Raw genomic sequence first — 17,393 nt, 5'->3', positions numbered from 1 at the left:
ATGCGCGTTGAGGTCAAACCCGATCGGGAATATGCCTGGTTTATCCGCCCCTTTTTCTGGCTGCAAAAACGCAACTACGGCCAGGTGCTGATCCCGGGCAAATGTTGGGGCCGCTCGCCACGGCTGTTTGCCGCCGTAGCCACTCTATATGGCGTCATCAACCGCAGGCGCTCCCCCATCGATCCCGTGCTGCGATCCCTGGTGACGGTGCGGGTCTCCCAGCTCAACTGGTGCCGCTTCTGCGTCGACATCAACGCCATGACCCTCATCAAGCGGGCCGGTTCCAGCGAGAAGGTGGAGGCGCTGGCCCACTGGCGCAACAACCCCCTGTTCGACGAGCGGGAAAAGGCGGTGCTCGACTACACCGAAGCCATGACAGGGCTGGATGGGGTCAGCGATGAACAGGCGGCCCGCCTCAAGCCCTGGTTCGATGACGACGCCATGGTGGAGCTGACCGGCCTTATCGCCTTCCAGAACATGTCGGCCAAGTTCAACGCCGCCCTCGATATCGCACCACAGGGCTTCTGCCAGTTGCCGGTGCAACCCGAGCGTCCCGCCCAGACTGACAGCAAGGACGCCTGATGAACCGGGCCCGCCTGCTGCTTCTGTTGGTGATGGGGTGCCTCATCGGCGCCTTCTTTGCCCTCGATCTTGGCCGCTATCTCAGTCTGGGCGCCTTGCAAGCCCAGCAGGCCGCACTGACGCAATGGGTCGACAGCCATTTTGTCACGGCCAGTCTGCTGTTTGTGAGCATCTATGTGCTGAGCACCGCCCTCTCCCTGCCCGGCGCCAGCCTGCTCACCCTGGGCGGCAGCGCAGTGTTCGGGATCGGCTGGGGGCTGCTGCTGGTCTCCTTTGCCAGCACCATTGGCGCCACCCTGGCTTTTCTCAGCGCCCGTTTTCTGCTGCGCGACTGGGTCACGACCCGCTTTGGCGACAAGCTGGCCACCTTCCAGGCCGGGATGGAGAAGGACGGCACCTTCTACCTGCTGAGCCTGCGCCTTATCCCCCTCTTCCCCTTCTTTCTGGTCAACCTGCTGATGGGGCTCACCCCCATCAGAGTCAGTACCTACTACTGGGTGAGCCAGCTTGGCATGCTGCCCGGCACCTTCGTCTATGTGCTGGCGGGGAGCGAGCTTGGCCAATTAACCAGCACGGGCAACATTCTCTCCCCCGGCCTGATGGTGGCGCTGACCCTGCTGGGGCTGATGCCCTTCTTGATCAAGCGCGCCATACAACAGCTTGCCCTGCGCCGCCTGCACGCCCCCTATCGAAAGCCCGCCCGTTATGACTACAACCTGCTGGTAGTCGGCGCCGGTGCCGGTGGGCTGGTCACCAGCTATATCGCCGCAGCAGTGAAGGCCAAGGTGGCGCTTGTCGAGAAACACAAGATGGGGGGCGATTGCCTCAACAGCGGCTGCGTCCCCTCCAAGGCGCTGATCCGCAGCGCCCGCTTTGCCGCCGAGCAGCGCAAGGCCGAAGCGCTGGGCTTTAGCCCAAGCCAATCCAGCGCCGATTTTGCTGCTGTGATGGAGCGGGTGGCGACGGTCATCAAGGAGGTCGAGCCCCACGACTCGGTAGAACGCTATGAAGGGCTTGGGGTGGAGTGCATCGAAGGGGAGGCACGACTGATCTCCCCCTGGGAGGTTGAAGTCAATGGCCAGCGCCTTACCAGCCGCCATATCGTCATCGCCACCGGCGCCAGACCGTTTGTGCCGGTTCTACCCGGATTGGCCGACGTGCCTTATCTCACCTCGGATAGCCTCTGGCAGCTGCGCACCCCGCCGCGCCGCTTGCTGGTGCTTGGTGGCGGCCCCATCGGCTGTGAGCTGGCCCAGAGCTTTGCCCTGCTCGGCATCCCGGTCACGCAAGTGGAGCTGGCCGATCAACTGCTGCCACGTGAAGAGCGGGAGGTGGCCGACGCGCTGCAATCACAGCTGGCCCGTGACGGTGTCACTGTACTCACCGGCTGGCGCACCGAGCGGGTCGACTATCTGCCATCCGCAGAGGCACAAGACACGCAGCTGCCCATTCGACTGCAACTGCGCCGAGGCGATGACGTGCAAGTGATTGAGGGAGATCAACTGCTGCTGGCACTGGGACGGGTTGCCAATGTGAGTGGCTTCGGGCTGGAGGCGCTAGGGGTGGAACTGGCACCCCGTGGCACGGTTGCCGTCGATGGTTTTCTCGCCACCAACTACCCCAGCATTTTGGCGGTGGGGGACGTGGCAGGTCCCTACCAGTTCACCCACGTTGCCGCCCATCAGGCCTGGTATGCCGCCGTTAATGCCCTGTTCGGCCAGTTCAAGCGCTTCAAGGCGGACTACAGGGTGATCCCAACTGCCACCTACACCACGCCGGAAATCGCCCGGGTCGGCCTCAACCGCAAGGAGGCAGAGGCAGAGAGTATCCCCTTCGAGACGACCCGCTTCGAGCTGGCCGAGCTGGATCGCGCCATCGCCGACGGTGAGCGCCATGGCTTTATCGAGGTGCTCACCGTGCCCGGCAAGGAGAAGATCCTGGGTGCCACCATAGTGGGCACTCACGCCGGCGAGCGGATCGCCGAATTCGTGCTCGCCATGCGCCACCAGCTGGGGCTTGGCAAGATCCTCGCCACCATACACGCTTATCCTACCCTGATGGAGGGGAACAAGTACGTGGCCGGCGAGTGGAAGCGGGCTCACCAGCCCACCCGGGTGCTGGCACTGCTGGCCCGATATCATAGCTGGCGCCGTGGCGCCTGACCCTTTGCCCAAGGTAACTCACATGCTCAAGACTCTGCCCTTGCTCAAATCCCTGTTGTGCGCCCTGCCCCTGCTGGCCAGCGGCCCGCTGTTAGCAAACCCCGATGACAACTGGCAACGGACCCTTGAGGAGGCAAAAGGGCAGACCGTCTACTTCAACGCCTGGGGCGGCAGCCCGGAGATCAACGCCTATCTGGTGTGGGCCGGCCAGGAGCTTGAGCGTCAGTATCAGGTCAAGCTGGTGCAGGTGAAGGTGGATGACATAGCCCAGAGCGTCAGCCAGTTGCTGGCCAACAAACAGGCAGGTAAGCACACAGGCGGCCCCATCGATCTGCTCTGGGTCAACGGCGAGAACTTCAAGGCGCTCAAGGAGCAGGGCCTTTTGGGTGCCCCCTTTACCCAGGATCTGCCCAATATGGCGCTGGTGGACACGACGCTGCCGGTGAGTGAGGACTTCACCGTGCCGGTCGACGGGCTGGAGGCGCCCTGGGGCATAGGCCAGCTCAACCTCATGGTCAATCGGGACGAGGTGGCCACCCCGCCCACCTCGGCAACCGCCCTGCTCACCTGGGTCAAGGAACATCCCGGTCGCTTCACCTATCCCAAGCCACCCCAGTTTCATGGCGCAAGCTTTCTCAAGCAGATCCTGCTGGAGTTGACAGCGGATCCCGCCCCCCTCTATCGGGAGGCGACCGACGCCGACTTTGACCGGCTCACTGCCCCACTCTGGGCCTGGCTCGATGCACTGCATCCGGCGCTCTGGCGCAAGGGCAAGTTGTTCCCCGCCAGCGCCGCCGAGACCCGCCAGTTGCTCGATGATGGTGAGCTCGCCATGGCCATCAGCTTCAACCCCCAAGAGGCCCAGAGCGCGGTGCAAAACGGCACCCTGCCCCCCAATGTGGTGGCCGTCGCCATGGAGAAGGGGGCGCTGACCAACAGCCACTTCCTCGCCATCCCCTTCAACGCCAGCGCCCGGGCCGGCGCCAAGGTGGTGACCAACTTCCTGCTGAGCCCGGTGGCCCAGGTACGCAAGGCCGAGCCCGCCTTCTGGGGCGATCCCAGCGTGCTACAAGCCAGCGCCCTGCCGGTCTCGGCCAAACAGGCGTCTGCGCTGCGCTTCAAGGCCGTGGGCGAGCCCCATCCCAGCTGGCAGCTGCGGCTCGAAGCGGCCTGGGCCGAGCGCTACGCTCACTGATGATCCTGGTCGGTCCAATCCTATCCAACTGGCGCCCTTTTTTTGGCGCTGGCTGCGCCGCCCTGCTGGCCGTCCCTGTGCTGGGGGGAATCGGGTTGTTGCTGGCCGAAGGGATGGCCCCCCCGCACCTTCAGCTGCTGCTGGCCCAGCCCGGCCTCTGGCACTCGGCTGCCCTGAGCCTCTGGATTGGCGCCGCCTCGACCCTGGGCAGCCTGCTGCTGACGGCACTGCTGCTGGCACACAGCGGCCAGCAGGGCGCACAGAGCCGGGCCTTTTCGTTGCTGCAGCGCTTGCTCTCTCCCCTGCTGGCACTGCCCCACGTCGCCTTTGCCATCGGTTTGGCCTTTCTGCTCGCCCCCTCCGGCTGGCTGTTGCGCCTCATCTCGCCAGCACTCACTGGCGTTGAGTTTCCCCCAGACTGGCAGACCATCAAAGATCCGCTGGGCCTTGGGCTGATCCTCGCCCTGATCCTGAAAGAAACGCCCTTTCTGCTGCTGATGGCGCTGGCCGCACTTGATCCCGCCAAGCTGGCTCGCCAGCAGTGGCTCGGTGCCAGCATGGGGTTCAGCGCGCCGCAGATCTGGTGGCGCTTGCGGCTGCCAGCGCTCTGGCCCGCCCTGCGCATGCCCCTCTATGCGGTGGCCGCCTACGGGGTGGCCGTGGTGGATCTAGCCCAGCTGCTGGGGCCCGATGCCCCCGCCCCGCTGGCGGTCAGATTGTGGCTCTGGTATCAGGATCCGGATCTCGTCTGGCGTGGCGCCACCGCCAGCGGAGCCCTCTTGCTGCTCGCCCTCAGCCTGCTGCTGCTCGCCGATTTGCGGCTGCTGGAGTGGTGCCACACGACTATCGGCAAGCACATCTGGCTCGATGGCCGCCGGACCGAGCCTGGCCTGCTGGCCGCTAACCTGGCCAGCGGCAGCGTATTTGTCCTGATCGCGGTCAATCTGGCGGTGCTGGGGGCGCTGCTGCTCTGGTCGCTGACCCGGCGCTGGTCCTTCCCCGACCTGTTGCCAAGCCAGTGGAGCGGCCAGCATTGGCAAGATCTGCTGCCGGGCCTGATACCGCTGCTCACCCACAGTGCCCTGCTGGCACTGGCAAGCGGGCTGCTGGCACTGGTGATGGCAGTGCTGAGCCTGGAGGCGCAACAGGGTCGCCGTCCCTGGCCGCTCTGGCTCATCTGTCTGCCACTCTTGCTGCCCCAGGCCAGCCTGTTGTTTGGCGTCCGCCTGGGGCTCGACTGGCTTAGCCTTCGCTGGACAGCCCATGGCATCGGCTGGGGCTGGGTGCTCTGGAGCCAGCTGCTGTTTGTCTTCCCCTACGTCTACCTTTGCCTGCACGGTCCCTACCGCCAGTTCGACCCGCGCCTTGTGCAAGCCGCGCTGACGCTGGGTGCCCGCCCCTGGCGTGTCTGGTGGCAGGTGAAGGGGCCCCTGCTGGCCCGCCCGCTACTGTTTGCCCTGGCGGTGGGGGCGGCGGTGAGTCTGGCCCAGTATCTGCCGACCCTGCTGTTTGGCGCGGGCCGGGTGGTCACCATCACGACTGAGGCGGTGGCCATCGGCAGCGGCCTCAATCGGCGGCTGGCAGGCCTCTACGGCCTGCTGCAACTGCTGCTGCCGCTCGTTATCTATCTGCTGGCGCTCTGGCTGCCGGCACGGCTCAATCCGGCGCTCAAGGGCGCCCGCTGAACACGAGAACTTGCCGATGCTAAACACCACGCCTCTTCGCCTCTATCTCGATGAAAACCTGCTGCTGTCGCTGCCTGCACTGCAGGTGGCGCCGGGCGAGGTGCTGACTCTGATGGGGCCAAGCGGTTGCGGCAAAAGCTCGCTGCTGGCGGCGCTGGCGGGGGTCTTGCCCCCCAGGGGACCCATCCGGCTGGAGGGGGAAATATGGCTCGACGAGCGACTGCTTACCCCCTTGTCCCCCCAGGCGCGGCACATTGGCATGCTGTTTCAGGATGACCTGCTGTTTGACCATCTGACGGTGGCAGAGAACCTGATGTTTGGCATGCCTGCCGCCATCAAGGGAAGAAGTGCACGACGGGAAAAGGCGGTAACGACATTGGCACAGGTCGCGCTGGCGGATCAGGCTGACAAGCTGCCGCAGCAGCTCTCCGGCGGTCAGCGGGCGCGGGTCAGCTTGCTGCGGGCGCTGCTGGCCGAACCGCAAGCCCTGCTGCTGGACGAGCCCTTCTCCCGCCTCGACAAACCGCTGCGCGCCGCGTTCAGAACCCTGGTGTTCGAGCGGCTCAAGGCCAAAGGCATCCCAGCCATCCTGGTGACCCATGACGAGGAGGATGCCCCCGGCACCATACTCGATCTCACACCGTCTCTTTGTTTGCTAACCGAGGACCCCGACCTTGTTTGATCGCCACCTTATTCCCATGATCCGCCGCCCCCTCACCCAGCTGGCCAAGCCGCTGTGCCGGGCCGGCATAAGCGCCAACCAGATAAGCCTCACCGGCTTTGCCGTCGGCATGCTGGCGCTGCCGCTGCTGGCCTTTGGTTGCTATCAGTGGGCGCTCGCGGCCATCCTGTGCAACCGGCTGCTGGACGGGCTCGACGGCGCTGTGGCACGGGAAACCAGCATCACCGACTGCGGCGGCTTTCTCGACATCACCCTCGATTTCATCTTCTACGCCGCAGTGGTGCTGGGTTTTGCCCTGAGCGCCCCCGCCAACGCCCTGCCCGCCGCTACCCTGCTGTTCACCTTCATGGGGACGGGCTCGAGCTTTCTGGCCTTCGCCATCATGGCGGGCAAGCGGGGGATAGAAAACCCCGTCTACCACCACAAGTCTCTCTACTATCTCGGTGGGCTCACCGAGGGGAGCGAGACCATCGCGCTGTTCGTGCTGATGTGCCTCTGGCCCGCGGCTTTTGCAACCCTCGCCTATGGCTTTGCCCTGCTCTGCCTCATCACCACCCTGACCCGACTCTGGAGCGGTTATCACACCCTGCGCTGAGTCGCCCCGACCCCCAGGGGCTAATCCATCGCACGATGTATTGGCGACGTGTCAGGCGCACGGAACACTTGCGTGCGGATGACAATGTTTTACCATGTCGGCACTCTTTGTCAGGCTCATGAGAACCTTATGCGTCGCCTTGTCTCCGTACTCACACTTTCCCTGTTTCCCCTGCTCTACGGCTGCAGCAGCACACCGGCTGCCAAGCCCGTGGTCACACCCCAGCCCAAGAGCGCTTTCATCAATCAGACGCCGCCGAGCCGCCCCGTCTACGGACAGGGGGATGTTGCCAATCGCAGCAGCGTAGATAAGTTCGTGCAACACATGGTGCAAAAGCACGGTTTCGACAGTGCCGAGCTGCACAGGGTACTGGCACAGGCGGAGCGTTCTGACTGGATCATCCGGCTGATGGATGCCCAGGCCCCGACGACCGCCAAGCCGACGGGTCCGACTGGCGCCTGGAATCGCTACCGCGCCAAGTTCATCACCCCCGACAACGTGCAAAACGGCGTCAATTTCTGGCGCGAATACGAAAGCGAACTAAACCGAGCCTACCAGCTCTATGGCGTACCACCCGAGATCATCGTCGGCATTATCGGGGTAGAGACCCGCTGGGGCCGGGTGATGGGCAAGACTCGCATTCTGGATGCGCTGGTGACCCTGGCATTTGACTACCCGCGCCGGGCCGAGTTCTTCACCAGCGAGCTGGAGTCCTTCCTGGTGATGACCCGGGATGAGGGGATGGATCCCACCGAACCCAAGGGTTCCTACGCCGGTGCCATGGGCTATGGCCAGTTCATGCCGTCGAGCTTCCAACGCTATGCGGTGGACTTCAACGGCAACGGCCACACCAACCTGTGGGATCCAGTGGATGCCATCGGCAGCGTGGCCAACTACTTCAAGGCCCATGGCTGGGAGAAGGGACAGCCGGTGGCGGTACGTGGTCAGGGCCAACTGCCCGGCTATGAGCACGGCTTCCAGACCCGCTACCCGGTCCCCACCCTGCGCCGCGCCGGGCTTACCCCCACCAGCAGCCTGGGCAACCACAGCGAATCGAGCCTGCTGCGCCTCGACGTAGGCAGTGGTTATCAATACTGGTACGGCCTGCCCAACTTCTACACCATCACCCGCTACAACCACAGCACCCACTACGCCATGGCGGTGTGGCAGCTGGGGCTGGCGGTGAAGGATGCCAGAGGCGGTGACTGAATCGGGCACCAGATTGCCAACAAAAACGGGCCCGCGGGCCCGTTTCATCATTCGTTTTCCAACAGCCAGCGCTTGAGCAGGGCCGCCAGCTGCACCTGCTCGGCCTCGGTCAGTGGCGCCAGCAGACGGCGCTCATTGGCAACGTGCAACTCGACCGCCCGGTCGATAAGCACCCTGCCCGCCTCAGTCAGGCAGACCAGCAGGCTGCGCCTGTCGCTGGGTGCCGCCTGCCGCTCTATCAGCCCCCGCTCGGCCAACTTGTCGAGCCGGGCCGTCATGGCCCCCGAGCTCAACATGGCGGATTGATAGAGCACGGTCGGCGTCAGCGGCTCGCCGGCCCGGCGCAGGGTTGCCAGAATATCGAAGTCACTGCCGAGCAGGCCGCACTCCTTGAGCTCTTCGCTCACCTCGCGGCCGGCGATCGCCGCCATACGCGCCACCCGACCCAGCACCCCCATGGGCGAGCAGTCGAGATCCGGTCTCTGCCGGGCCCACTGGGCCAGCAGCAGGTCTACATGATCACTGTCCATCTCAGGTCACTTATCTTTTCATCGAGATACTTGATACTAAACCAATTTGGGACTAGATTATCTCTCCTTAAAGATACTTCACAAAGAGATAAATGATGCCTCTGCTGATCGCCCTGCTGGCTCCCCTGCTGTGGGGCAGCACCTATGCCGTCGTCAGCCTCTATCTGACCGACTACTCCCCCTACTGGGTGGCGGTGTGGCGCGCCTTACCCGCCGGGCTGCTACTGCTGTTGCTGCACCCGCGCCTACCCCCCCTGCCCTGGGGCAAGCAGTTTCTGCTGGCGTTTTGCAACATCACCGCCTTCTTTGCTTTGTTGTTCGTGGCCGCCTTCCGGCTACCGGGGGCCGTAGCGGGCACGCTCGGCGCCACACTGCCGCTGGTGCTGATGCTGCTGGCCTGGCTGCAGGATGGCACACGACCCAGCCTGAAGTGGCTGCTGCTGGGGTTGATGGGACTTGTCGGGGTCTTGCTGCTGCTCAACCCCTCCGCCAATCTGGATCCTGTCGGCGTGACGTGCGCCCTGTTGGCCACCCTGCTCATCGGCCAATCCAGCCGCTGGATGCGACGCTGGCCGGTAAACGATCTGCTGGCGCTGACTGCCTGGCAACTGCTGCTCGGGGGCTTGATGCTGATCCCGCTTGCCTGGTGGCTGGCTGGCCCAATGCCGCTACCCAGTCCGGCGAGTGCGCCGGGGTTGCTCTGGCTTATCCTGCTTAACACCGCACTGGGCTACTGGGCCTGGCTGTGGGGGTTAAAGCACCACGGCCCCGAGGTAATGGGCATGCTGGCCCTCACCAATCCCATGATGGCGGTGTCACTTGGGGTGCTGATGGTGGGGGAGACCCTGGATGGTCGCCAGTGGCTCGGCATAGGGGTGATCCTGCTCTCCCTCTTCCTGATGAAGCTGCCGGCGCGGCCCTTCTTCAAACGCTGGCAGGCCCGCAGGGCGAGCACAGTCCAGTGCGACAAGCCATGAGCGCAGACAACCTCGGCCAAGAGGAATAAAAAAGAGGAGCCATTGCGGCTCCTCTTTTGGTTTTAAATCAGTTTTTATTTAGCTTTCAGTGGCTTGACGCAGGCTTAGACGCCAGCCTTGGCCAAGGCCGCAGAGACGATCTGCTGAGCCTCTTGCTGGATCAGATCCAGATGTGCTTCGCCCTTGAAGCTCTCCATGTAGATCTTGTAGATGGACTCGGTGCCGGAGGGGCGCGCCGCGAACCAGCCGTTCTCGGTCACCACCTTGAGGCCGCCGATGGCGGCATCGTTGCCCGGTGCTCGGGTCAGCTTGGCAATGATGGGCTCACCGGCGAGCGTTGAGGCTTCCACCAGTGCCGGATCCAGCTTGGAGAGCACCGCTTTTTGGGCGCTGTTAGCCGGGGCGTCGATGCGGCGGTAGCAGGAGCGGCCAAACTTGGCTTCCAGCGCGTCGTAATGGGCTTGGGGATCCTTGCCGGTCACCGCCAGAATTTCAGCCGCCAGCAGCGCCAGAATGAAACCATCCTTGTCGGTGGTCCAGACGGTGCCATCTTTGCGCAGGAAGGAGGCGCCCGCGCTCTCTTCGCCACCAAAGCCGAACTCACCGCTGTAGAGGCCATCCACGAACCACTTGAAGCCGACCGGCACCTCTTTCAGGGTGCGGCCAATCTCGCCGGCAACCCGGTCAATCATCGAAGAAGAGACCAGCGTCTTGCCGACGGCAGCATGGGCAGACCAGCCGGTGCGATGGGTAAACAGATACTGGATCGCCACCGCCAGATAGTGGTTCGGGTTCATCAGGCCGGATTTGGTGACGATGCCGTGACGGTCGTAGTCAGGGTCGTTGCCAAGGGCGATGTCGAACTTGTCTTTAAGCGCAATCAGGCCCGCCATGGCGAACGGGCTGGAGCAGTCCATCCGGATCTTGCCGTCTTTATCCAGGGTCATGAAGGAGAAGGTGGGGTCTACCTTGTAGTTCACCACCTCGATATTCAGACCATAGGTCTTGGCGATGACGTCCCAGTAGGCGACGCCGGAGCCACCCAGCGGATCGACACCGATCTTGATGCCCGCGTTCTTGATGGCGTCCATGTCCAGCACGTTCTTCAGATCATCCACATAAGGGGTGACATAGTCGTGCTCCACCACGAACGGGCTCTTGAGGGCATCGCTAAACGGCATCCGTTTCACGCCGGCCAGACCCGCTTCCAGAATGGCGTTGGCACGGTCTTCCACCCACTTGGTGATCTCCCCTTCCGCGGGGCCACCGTGGGGCGGGTTGTACTTGAAGCCACCATCTTCCGGCGGGTTGTGAGACGGGGTGATCACCACACCGTCAGCGCGGGCAGCAGGCTTGCTGGCCCCTTCTTTGCCAGAGTTGTAGCGCAAGATGGCGTGAGAGATGACCGGGGTCGGGGTAAAGCCGAGGCCAGCCTGAATGCGGGTTTCGACGCCGTTGGCCGCCAGCACTTCGACTGCGCTGGCAAAGGCGGATTCGGACAGGGCATGGGTATCCATGCCGACAAACAGCGGGCCAGTGATACCGGCCTGCTGGCGATACTCCACCAGCGCCTGGGTCACCGCCAGAATGTGGGATTCGGTAAAGGCGTTGTGCAGGGCGCTGCCACGGTGGCCGGAAGTGCCGAAGGCCACCCGCTGCTCGGGGCGGCTCATGTCCGGCTTATTGAGGTAGTAGGCGCTGACCAGACGGGGGATGTTGGTCAGGTCACTTAAACGGGCCGGCTGACCGGCGTGGGAATGCTGTGCCATGGCGTTGTCCTTGCTTGATGGCGGCCTTGGCGGGCAAGGCCTGAGTCTTGATAAACCGTTAAATTGCGCTGCACACCTGCGCGATCACCTCTTCGCCATAGCCCATGCTGGCCATCAGCTGGGCCACCATATTCTGCTTGCGGCTGGTATTGGTGTTGGTGATCACCCAGAACGGGGTTTCCGGTACCGGCTTGGGCTTGGTGGTGCTGCCACTGGCGCGCAGAGCCTCGGGATCCCGCGAGAAATAGACGCGCTTGCGCCCCTTGATTTCGGTGCCCTGGGTAAACCCGACCGGATCATCCCGGTAGAGGGTACTGAGCACCTGCATGAAGCGGTTGATGGACCTCTCTTCTTTTTGCAGCTCGCCGGAATCGAGCAGGGCCTGCAACCCCATGGCATCGGCGACGACACGCGGCTGGGCAACGGCGGCTGGCTCGGCCAGCGGCACTTCGATGTGCGTGGGGTGTTCCAGCAGACGACGCAGGATATCGGAGGCACTCTCACCAATGTGCCGGGTCTGGCTGGCGATATAGAAGTAGAGATCGTCATCAAGCTCGATGGTTTTCATAGGGATGCGCTGGACTCGTCGAAATTCGGATGCGGCGATTATACATAGGCAAACCCGGCAGCCCAAGCCAAGGGCTGGCAGATGTGCATGAATCTCATCGAGAATACGGCATAATGGCGGGCCAAGTGTGTGATCCTCCGCACTGATAACGCGTACGGGGCCATTTTTTTGAAAAAAAACCACAAAAAAATGCCTCACAAGGAATGAAATCCTTTTCTTTCAGTGTGTTAAAAAACAGGCGAAAAAGCCCACGACCGACAAGGTGTCATTTTGCAACAAAACCCATTATTGAACTTCAAGGAGCAGGGCCAGGGCCCGGCCGTCGTGCTGATCCACGGTCTGTTCGGCAGTCTGGACAACCTGGGGCTGCTGGCGCGCGCCCTCGGCGAACAGTGCCGGGTCATCAGCGTGGATCTGCGCAACCATGGCACCTCGTTCCACAGCGATGAGATGAGCTATCCCCAGCAAGCTGCCGATGTGCTCGCCCTGCTCGACGCCCTGGCGCTGGATCAGGTATCCCTGATCGGTCACTCCATGGGCGGCAAGGTCGCCATGCAGCTGGCCAAGCAAGCGCCCACCCGAGTCGGCAAGCTGGTGGTGGCCGACATAGCGCCGGTCACCTATCCCCATGCCCGCCATCAGAATGTGTTTGCCGGTCTCAACGCCACCCTGCGCCAGCCGGTGCAGAGCCGCAGCGAGGCGGAAGCCCTGCTGGCCCAATATGTCGAGATACCCGGCGTGCGCCAGTTCCTGCTTAAGTCTTTCGCCAAAGGGGAGTCGGGTTGGGGCTGGCGTTTCAACGTGCCGGCGCTGGAGCGCAACTACGCCAACATCATGGGTTGGCCCGACGACCAGACTCGCTTCGAGGGACCTGCGCTCTTCATCAAGGGGGGGGATTCTGACTACATGCAGCCTCCGCACACCGAGACAGTGATGGCGCAATTCCCGGCGGCAAAGGCGCGCGTTATCGCAGGAACCGGCCACTGGCTGCACGCAGAAAAGCCGGTTTTGTTCAACAAATTGGTTGTGGATTTCCTGTCGACAGGCGGTTAACAGTTTCAAATCCTTTGTGATATAGTGCGCCCGTCATAAGGAGTGTGCGCAATCCATGCTAAGTGAACATATCGATCTTATCGAGAGTCTGGGCCTGAAGTTGTTCTTTCTGGCCATTTTCATATTGATTGGCTTGGCCATTCACGACGTGCTTAAACGCGGTAATGTACCCCGTTTCGGCCGACTCATCGTCTGGTTGGTTCTCTTTCTCGGTTGCGCGGGTTTTGTCGCCAAGGGGCTGATCGAATTGGGCTGGGAAGGCTCAGGGATCGGCTAACTTATTTTCATCTGTGATGTATGGCCAAACAGCAAACTGATCGAACAACACTGGATCTGTTCGCAAATGAGAAGCGCCCCGGCAGGCCAAAGACCAATCCACTCCCCCGTGAGACCCAACTCAAGATCAACAAGCGCAACCAGCTTAAGCGCGATCGAGAGAATGGCCTGAAACGGGTTGAGTTAAAGGTGGAGGCCGAGTTGCTGGAGCGCCTGAACCAACTTGCGTTACAACAGAACGTCAGCCGAGCCGAGCTGATCCAATCTATCCTGAAGCAACAGATTGAGTCTGCGAATCCAGCAGGCATTGCAATCTGACCGTTAAGTATTAACACCAGATACGGGTAACTAAACACTATGGCTAGTGTAGGTCTGTTTTTCGGCAGCGATACCGGTAATACCGAAGCTGTCGCCAAGATGATCCAGAAAGAACTGGGCAAACAACTGATTGAAGTCCGTGACATTGCCAAGAGCAGCAAAGCCGACATCGACAGCTTCGATCTGCTGATGTTCGGTATCCCGACTTGGTACTACGGCGAAGCCCAAGCCGATTGGGATGACTTCTTCCCCGAGCTGGAAGAGATCGACTTTACCAACAAGCTGGTCGCCATCTTCGGATGTGGCGATCAGGAAGACTATGCCGAGTACTTCCTCGACGCCATGGGCACCCTGCGTGACATAGTCGAAGCCAAAGGCGCCATCATCATCGGCAACTGGCCAACCGCCGGTTACGAATTTGAAGCCTCCAAGGCTGTGGTGGATGACAAGCACTTCGTCGGTCTGGGTATCGACGAAGATCGCCAGCCAGAGCTGACCGCCGAGCGCGTCAAGGGCTGGTGCAAGCAGCTGCATGAAGAGATGTGCCTGGCCGAGCTGGAGTGATCCGGCAAGCCAGTCACCTCTGACAACAAGGGCCCCGCCGGGGCCCTTGTTGTTTCTGCGATATGCCCTTGCTAGCCGCCCCTGTGCTCAGGTTTGGCGCGCACATAGAGGGTACGCTTGACCTGGGCCACCAGCTCGCCGCCCTTGTCCTGTACCGTCACCTCAAACTCGGGGAAGTGCTTGTTACCCCCCTCGGTCGCCGCCGCTATCTCGGCCAGCTTGCCGTCGGTCAGGTTGAATTCGGCCACCAGCTTGCCTTTGCCCGGCTTGATGTAGTTGATGCAGCCCGCCTTGTCCCAGACGTAATAGCGATTCTTGAAATAGCCCATCAGCATCAGCGGATAGATGGGATCCGTCATGGCAAACATGCTGCCGCCAAACTGGGTACGGTTGGCGTTCTTGTTCCACCAACGAGACTTGAGCGTCACCCGGCAGTAGCGAAAATCATCGCTCAGGGTCTCTATCTTGATACCGGCGCCCCAGAAGGGGGGCCAGGCGTTGAGGGCGCGGCGCACCCAGGCCGCATTGTCAAAAAGCCAATCCATGGTTCTCATCCGACCAGACAATGAAGAAGATTACATCTTATCAACATTCGACGGGCGAGCAAGCTGGGGCCGCGATTGAATCAGTTCGGCAAAATGGCGGACTTTGCGCTAAAGCCCTTGAATTACTAGGTTTATTTTTAGGTGAGCTACGACCTATAATGACAGGCCAAGCGAGTTCGTGGTTGCCATTCCAGCGGCAGTCAATCAGAATGACCACACCTTCGAGAATGCGAATAAGTAGAATATGGCAGACAACAACCAAGCGTTAAAAAAGGCCGGACTCAAGATAACCTTGCCCCGCGTCAAAATTCTGGAAATCCTGCAACAGCCGGATTGCCAGCACACCAGTGCGGAAGATCTGTACAAACGACTGATCGACCAGGGTGAAGAGATTGGTCTCGCTACCGTATATCGCGTTCTCAACCAGTTCGATGATGCCGGTATTGTTACCCGTCACCACTTTGAAGGGGGCAAGTCGGTGTTCGAGCTGGCCACCCAGGAACACCACGATCACCTGGTCTGCCTCGATTGTGGCAAGGTGATCGAGTTCTCCGACGAGGTGATCGAGCAGCGCCAGCGCGACATCGCCAAGCTGCACAACATTCGCCTGACCAATCACAGCCTCTATCTGTATGGCCACTGCGCCAACGGCGATTGCAAGCACGACGATTGATAGCGGCTTGCACCGGCCAATAAAAAAGCCAGCATAGCGCTGGCTTTTTTTGTGTCCGTAATCCGGACAAGAAGAGGCAGGGTCTCCCCTGCCCTCTGCTTGTCCGGCTATGGCCATCAGGCCTCGGCCTTGCCCCATACGTCGCGCAGGGCCACGGTGCGGTTGAACACCAGGTGATCGGCGCTGGAGAGCTTGTTGTCGGCGCAGAAGTAGCCTTCACGCTCGAACTGGTAGGCAAACTCCGGCTTGGCGTTCTGCAGGGAGGCTTCCACACGGGCGCCTTCGATGATCACCAGGGAATCCGGGTTGAGCGCCGCCTCGAAGTCAGCCTCGGCACCCGGGTTCGGCATCTTGAACAGACGATCGTAGAGACGGATCTCGGCCGGCAGGGAGTGAGTGGCGCTGACCCAGTGGATCACCCCTTTCACCTTGCGGCCATCGGCCGGATCCTTGCCCAGGGTCTCGGGATCGTAGGAGCAGTAGATGCAGGTGACTTTGCCATCCGCATCCTTCTCGACCCGCTCGGCCTTGATCACATAGGCGTTGCGCAGGCGCACTTCCTTGCCCAGCACCAGCCGTTTGAACTGCTTGTTCGCCTCTTCTTTGAAGTCCGCTTCGTCGATGAAGATTTCGCGGGTGAAGGGAAGCGTGCGGGTGCCCATCTCGGCGTTGTTCGGGTGCGCCGGTGCGGTCAGCACCTCGTCGGCCGCCAGGTTCTCGATGACCACCTTCACCGGATGCAGCACGGCCATGGCACGCGGTGCGTTCTCGTTGAGATCGTCACGGATGCAGGCTTCCAGCATGCTCATCTCGACGATGTTGTCCTGCTTGGTGACGCCGATGCGCTTGCAGAACTCGCGGATGGAGGCAGAGGTGTAGCCACGGCGGCGCAGACCGGAGACGGTCAACATGCGCGGATCGTCCCAGCCATCCACGTGCTTCTCGGTCACCAGCAGGTTCAGCTTGCGCTTGGACATGACAGTGTATTCGAGGTTCAGGCGAGAGAACTCGTACTGACGGGGGTGGCAGTCGATGGTGATGTTGTCCAGCACCCAGTCATACAGACGGCGGTTGTCCTGGAACTCCAGAGTACAGATGGAGTGGGTGATCCCTTCCAGCGCGTCCGAAATGCAGTGGGTGAAGTCATACATGGGGTAGATGCACCACTTGTCACCTGTCTGGTGGTGGTGGGCAAACTTGATGCGATAGATAACCGGATCGCGCATCACCATGAAGGGGGACGCCATGTCGATCTTGGCGCGCAGGCAGGCACTGCCTTCGGCGAACTCGCCGTTCTTCATCTTGGCAAACAGCGCCAGGTTCTCTTCCACGCTGCGCTCGCGGAACGGGCTGTTCTTGCCAGCTTCGGTCAGGGTGCCACGGTATTCGCGCATCTGCTCGGCAGACAACTCGTCCACATAGGCCAGACCCTTTTCAATCAGCTCGATGGCGTAGCCGTGCAGCTTGTCGAAATAGTCGGAGGAGTAGCAGATCTCGCCATTCCACTGGAAGCCGAGCCACTGCACGTCCTGCTTGATGGACTCCACGTATTCGATGTCTTCTTTCACCGGGTTGGTATCATCGAAACGCAGGTTGCACTGGCCCTGATAGTCACGGGCAATGCCGAAGTTCAGGCAGATGGACTTGGCGTGGCCGATATGGAGATAACCGTTCGGCTCGGGCGGAAAACGGGTATGCACGCTGTTGTGCTTACCGCTGGCCAGATCTTCATCAATGATCTGACGAATAAAGTTAGTTGGGCTGTTCGCCTGACTCATGGCTCACCTCAAAAATGCGTCACTGGCGGAAGTTGTGCCGGCTGGCACCCTCAACCCCCCGCCGTCAAGCCGGTTATGATCCCTCATTACGCGCCCTGTCTCAACCTGAATTTACCCGATTCGGGGCGCGGGCAGGTCAAAACGACACGCGCCCACTCGCTGAATGTCATGGCGGATAAAAAAGACCCCGCACAGGGCGGGGTTCAAGGTGATGAAAAAACACAAATAGACA

The 17,393-nt window shown here is 61.5% G+C and carries 18 protein-coding genes; 13 read left to right on the top strand and 5 right to left on the bottom strand.

What is annotated here, in order from left to right; genetic code table 11:
* The 7 genes from GWQ22_RS06660 (at position 1) to mltB (ending at position 8,110) form a co-directional block, all read left to right on the top strand.
* Positions 1 to 582 carry a carboxymuconolactone decarboxylase family protein gene (locus GWQ22_RS06660; RefSeq protein WP_212512437.1) on the top strand — a complete coding sequence of 194 codons (582 nt, stop codon included), beginning with the start codon at positions 1 to 3 and terminating at the stop codon, positions 580 to 582.
* Positions 582 to 2,744: a bifunctional TVP38/TMEM64 family protein/FAD-dependent oxidoreductase gene (locus GWQ22_RS06655; RefSeq protein ID WP_275929822.1), complete on the top strand. Its 2,163-nt coding sequence runs from the start codon at positions 582 to 584 to the stop codon at positions 2,742 to 2,744. Before GWQ22_RS06660 ends, GWQ22_RS06655 begins: the two co-directional genes overlap by 1 nt.
* Before the next feature lie 22 nt (positions 2,745 to 2,766).
* Complete coding sequence (locus tag GWQ22_RS06650; protein WP_275929821.1) at positions 2,767 to 3,939, top strand: ABC transporter substrate-binding protein; 1,173 nt, start codon at positions 2,767 to 2,769, stop codon at positions 3,937 to 3,939.
* Positions 3,939 to 5,624 carry an ABC transporter permease gene (locus tag GWQ22_RS06645; protein ID WP_275929820.1) on the top strand — a complete coding sequence of 562 codons (1,686 nt, stop codon included), beginning with the start codon at positions 3,939 to 3,941 and terminating at the stop codon, positions 5,622 to 5,624. Before GWQ22_RS06650 ends, GWQ22_RS06645 begins: the two co-directional genes overlap by 1 nt.
* A 16-nt stretch (positions 5,625 to 5,640) precedes the next feature.
* Entirely contained in the window at positions 5,641 to 6,306 is a 666-nt protein-coding gene (locus tag GWQ22_RS06640) for an ATP-binding cassette domain-containing protein (RefSeq protein ID WP_275929819.1), read from the top strand.
* Positions 6,299 to 6,901 (top strand): CDP-alcohol phosphatidyltransferase family protein, encoded by a 603-nt coding sequence (locus tag GWQ22_RS06635; RefSeq protein WP_275929818.1) that lies wholly within the window; start codon positions 6,299 to 6,301, stop codon positions 6,899 to 6,901. The genes GWQ22_RS06640 and GWQ22_RS06635 overlap by 8 nt, the downstream gene beginning before the upstream one ends.
* A gap of 129 nt (positions 6,902 to 7,030) precedes the next feature.
* On the top strand, positions 7,031 to 8,110 hold the full coding sequence (gene mltB / locus GWQ22_RS06630; RefSeq protein WP_275929817.1) for a lytic murein transglycosylase B: 1,080 nt from the start codon (positions 7,031 to 7,033) through the stop codon (positions 8,108 to 8,110).
* A 47-nt stretch (positions 8,111 to 8,157) separates the two neighbouring features.
* On the opposite strand, the gene GWQ22_RS06625 is transcribed toward mltB, so the two are convergent.
* Positions 8,158 to 8,640: a MarR family transcriptional regulator gene (locus GWQ22_RS06625; protein ID WP_042036914.1), complete on the bottom strand. Its 483-nt coding sequence runs from the start codon at positions 8,638 to 8,640 to the stop codon at positions 8,158 to 8,160.
* A gap of 95 nt (positions 8,641 to 8,735) precedes the next feature.
* Here GWQ22_RS06625 and GWQ22_RS06620 point away from each other — a divergent pair, with 95 nt between their 5' ends.
* Positions 8,736 to 9,617 carry an EamA family transporter gene (locus GWQ22_RS06620; protein ID WP_275929832.1) on the top strand — a complete coding sequence of 294 codons (882 nt, stop codon included), beginning with the start codon at positions 8,736 to 8,738 and terminating at the stop codon, positions 9,615 to 9,617.
* A gap of 104 nt (positions 9,618 to 9,721) precedes the next feature.
* Here the strand turns inward: GWQ22_RS06620 and pgm are convergent, their stop codons facing one another.
* Positions 9,722 to 11,386, bottom strand: coding sequence for a phosphoglucomutase (alpha-D-glucose-1,6-bisphosphate-dependent) (gene pgm / locus GWQ22_RS06615; RefSeq protein ID WP_275929816.1), 1,665 nt, complete (start codon positions 11,384 to 11,386; stop codon positions 9,722 to 9,724).
* Between the two features lie 58 nt (positions 11,387 to 11,444).
* A complete protein-coding gene (gene seqA / locus GWQ22_RS06610) occupies positions 11,445 to 11,954 on the bottom strand; it encodes a replication initiation negative regulator SeqA (protein WP_212512446.1) in 510 nt (169 codons plus the stop codon).
* A gap of 288 nt (positions 11,955 to 12,242) precedes the next feature.
* Here seqA and GWQ22_RS06605 point away from each other — a divergent pair, with 288 nt between their 5' ends.
* The 4 genes from GWQ22_RS06605 to fldA are packed head-to-tail and all read left to right on the top strand — an operon-like array spanning position 12,243 to position 14,165.
* Positions 12,243 to 13,007, top strand: coding sequence for an alpha/beta fold hydrolase (locus tag GWQ22_RS06605; RefSeq protein ID WP_275929831.1), 765 nt, complete (start codon positions 12,243 to 12,245; stop codon positions 13,005 to 13,007).
* Between the two features lie 55 nt (positions 13,008 to 13,062).
* Complete coding sequence (locus tag GWQ22_RS06600) at positions 13,063 to 13,284, top strand: DUF2788 domain-containing protein (RefSeq protein ID WP_042036907.1); 222 nt, start codon at positions 13,063 to 13,065, stop codon at positions 13,282 to 13,284.
* A gap of 20 nt (positions 13,285 to 13,304) precedes the next feature.
* Positions 13,305 to 13,601 (top strand): LexA regulated protein, encoded by a 297-nt coding sequence (gene ybfE / locus GWQ22_RS06595; protein ID WP_042036906.1) that lies wholly within the window; start codon positions 13,305 to 13,307, stop codon positions 13,599 to 13,601.
* Between the two features lie 39 nt (positions 13,602 to 13,640).
* Positions 13,641 to 14,165 carry a flavodoxin FldA gene (fldA, locus tag GWQ22_RS06590; RefSeq protein ID WP_017412672.1) on the top strand — a complete coding sequence of 175 codons (525 nt, stop codon included), beginning with the start codon at positions 13,641 to 13,643 and terminating at the stop codon, positions 14,163 to 14,165.
* A 71-nt stretch (positions 14,166 to 14,236) separates the two neighbouring features.
* Here the strand turns inward: fldA and GWQ22_RS06585 are convergent, their stop codons facing one another.
* Positions 14,237 to 14,710, bottom strand: coding sequence for a DUF4442 domain-containing protein (locus tag GWQ22_RS06585; RefSeq protein ID WP_042036905.1), 474 nt, complete (start codon positions 14,708 to 14,710; stop codon positions 14,237 to 14,239).
* A 244-nt stretch (positions 14,711 to 14,954) separates the two neighbouring features.
* Between GWQ22_RS06585 and fur the strand changes: the two genes are divergently transcribed.
* A complete protein-coding gene (gene fur / locus GWQ22_RS06580) occupies positions 14,955 to 15,383 on the top strand; it encodes a ferric iron uptake transcriptional regulator (RefSeq protein ID WP_042036904.1) in 429 nt (142 codons plus the stop codon).
* A 116-nt stretch (positions 15,384 to 15,499) separates the two neighbouring features.
* Here fur and glnS read toward each other — a convergent pair whose 3' ends face one another.
* Complete coding sequence (gene glnS / locus GWQ22_RS06575; protein WP_275929815.1) at positions 15,500 to 17,161, bottom strand: glutamine--tRNA ligase; 1,662 nt, start codon at positions 17,159 to 17,161, stop codon at positions 15,500 to 15,502.
* Between the last annotated feature and the right edge of the window lie 232 nt (positions 17,162 to 17,393).

This window comes from Aeromonas sp. 1HA1 (assembly GCF_029237385.1).
GTDB lineage: Bacteria > Pseudomonadota > Gammaproteobacteria > Enterobacterales > Aeromonadaceae > Aeromonas > Aeromonas popoffii.
This window is presented reverse-complemented; position numbering and strand designations above follow the sequence as displayed.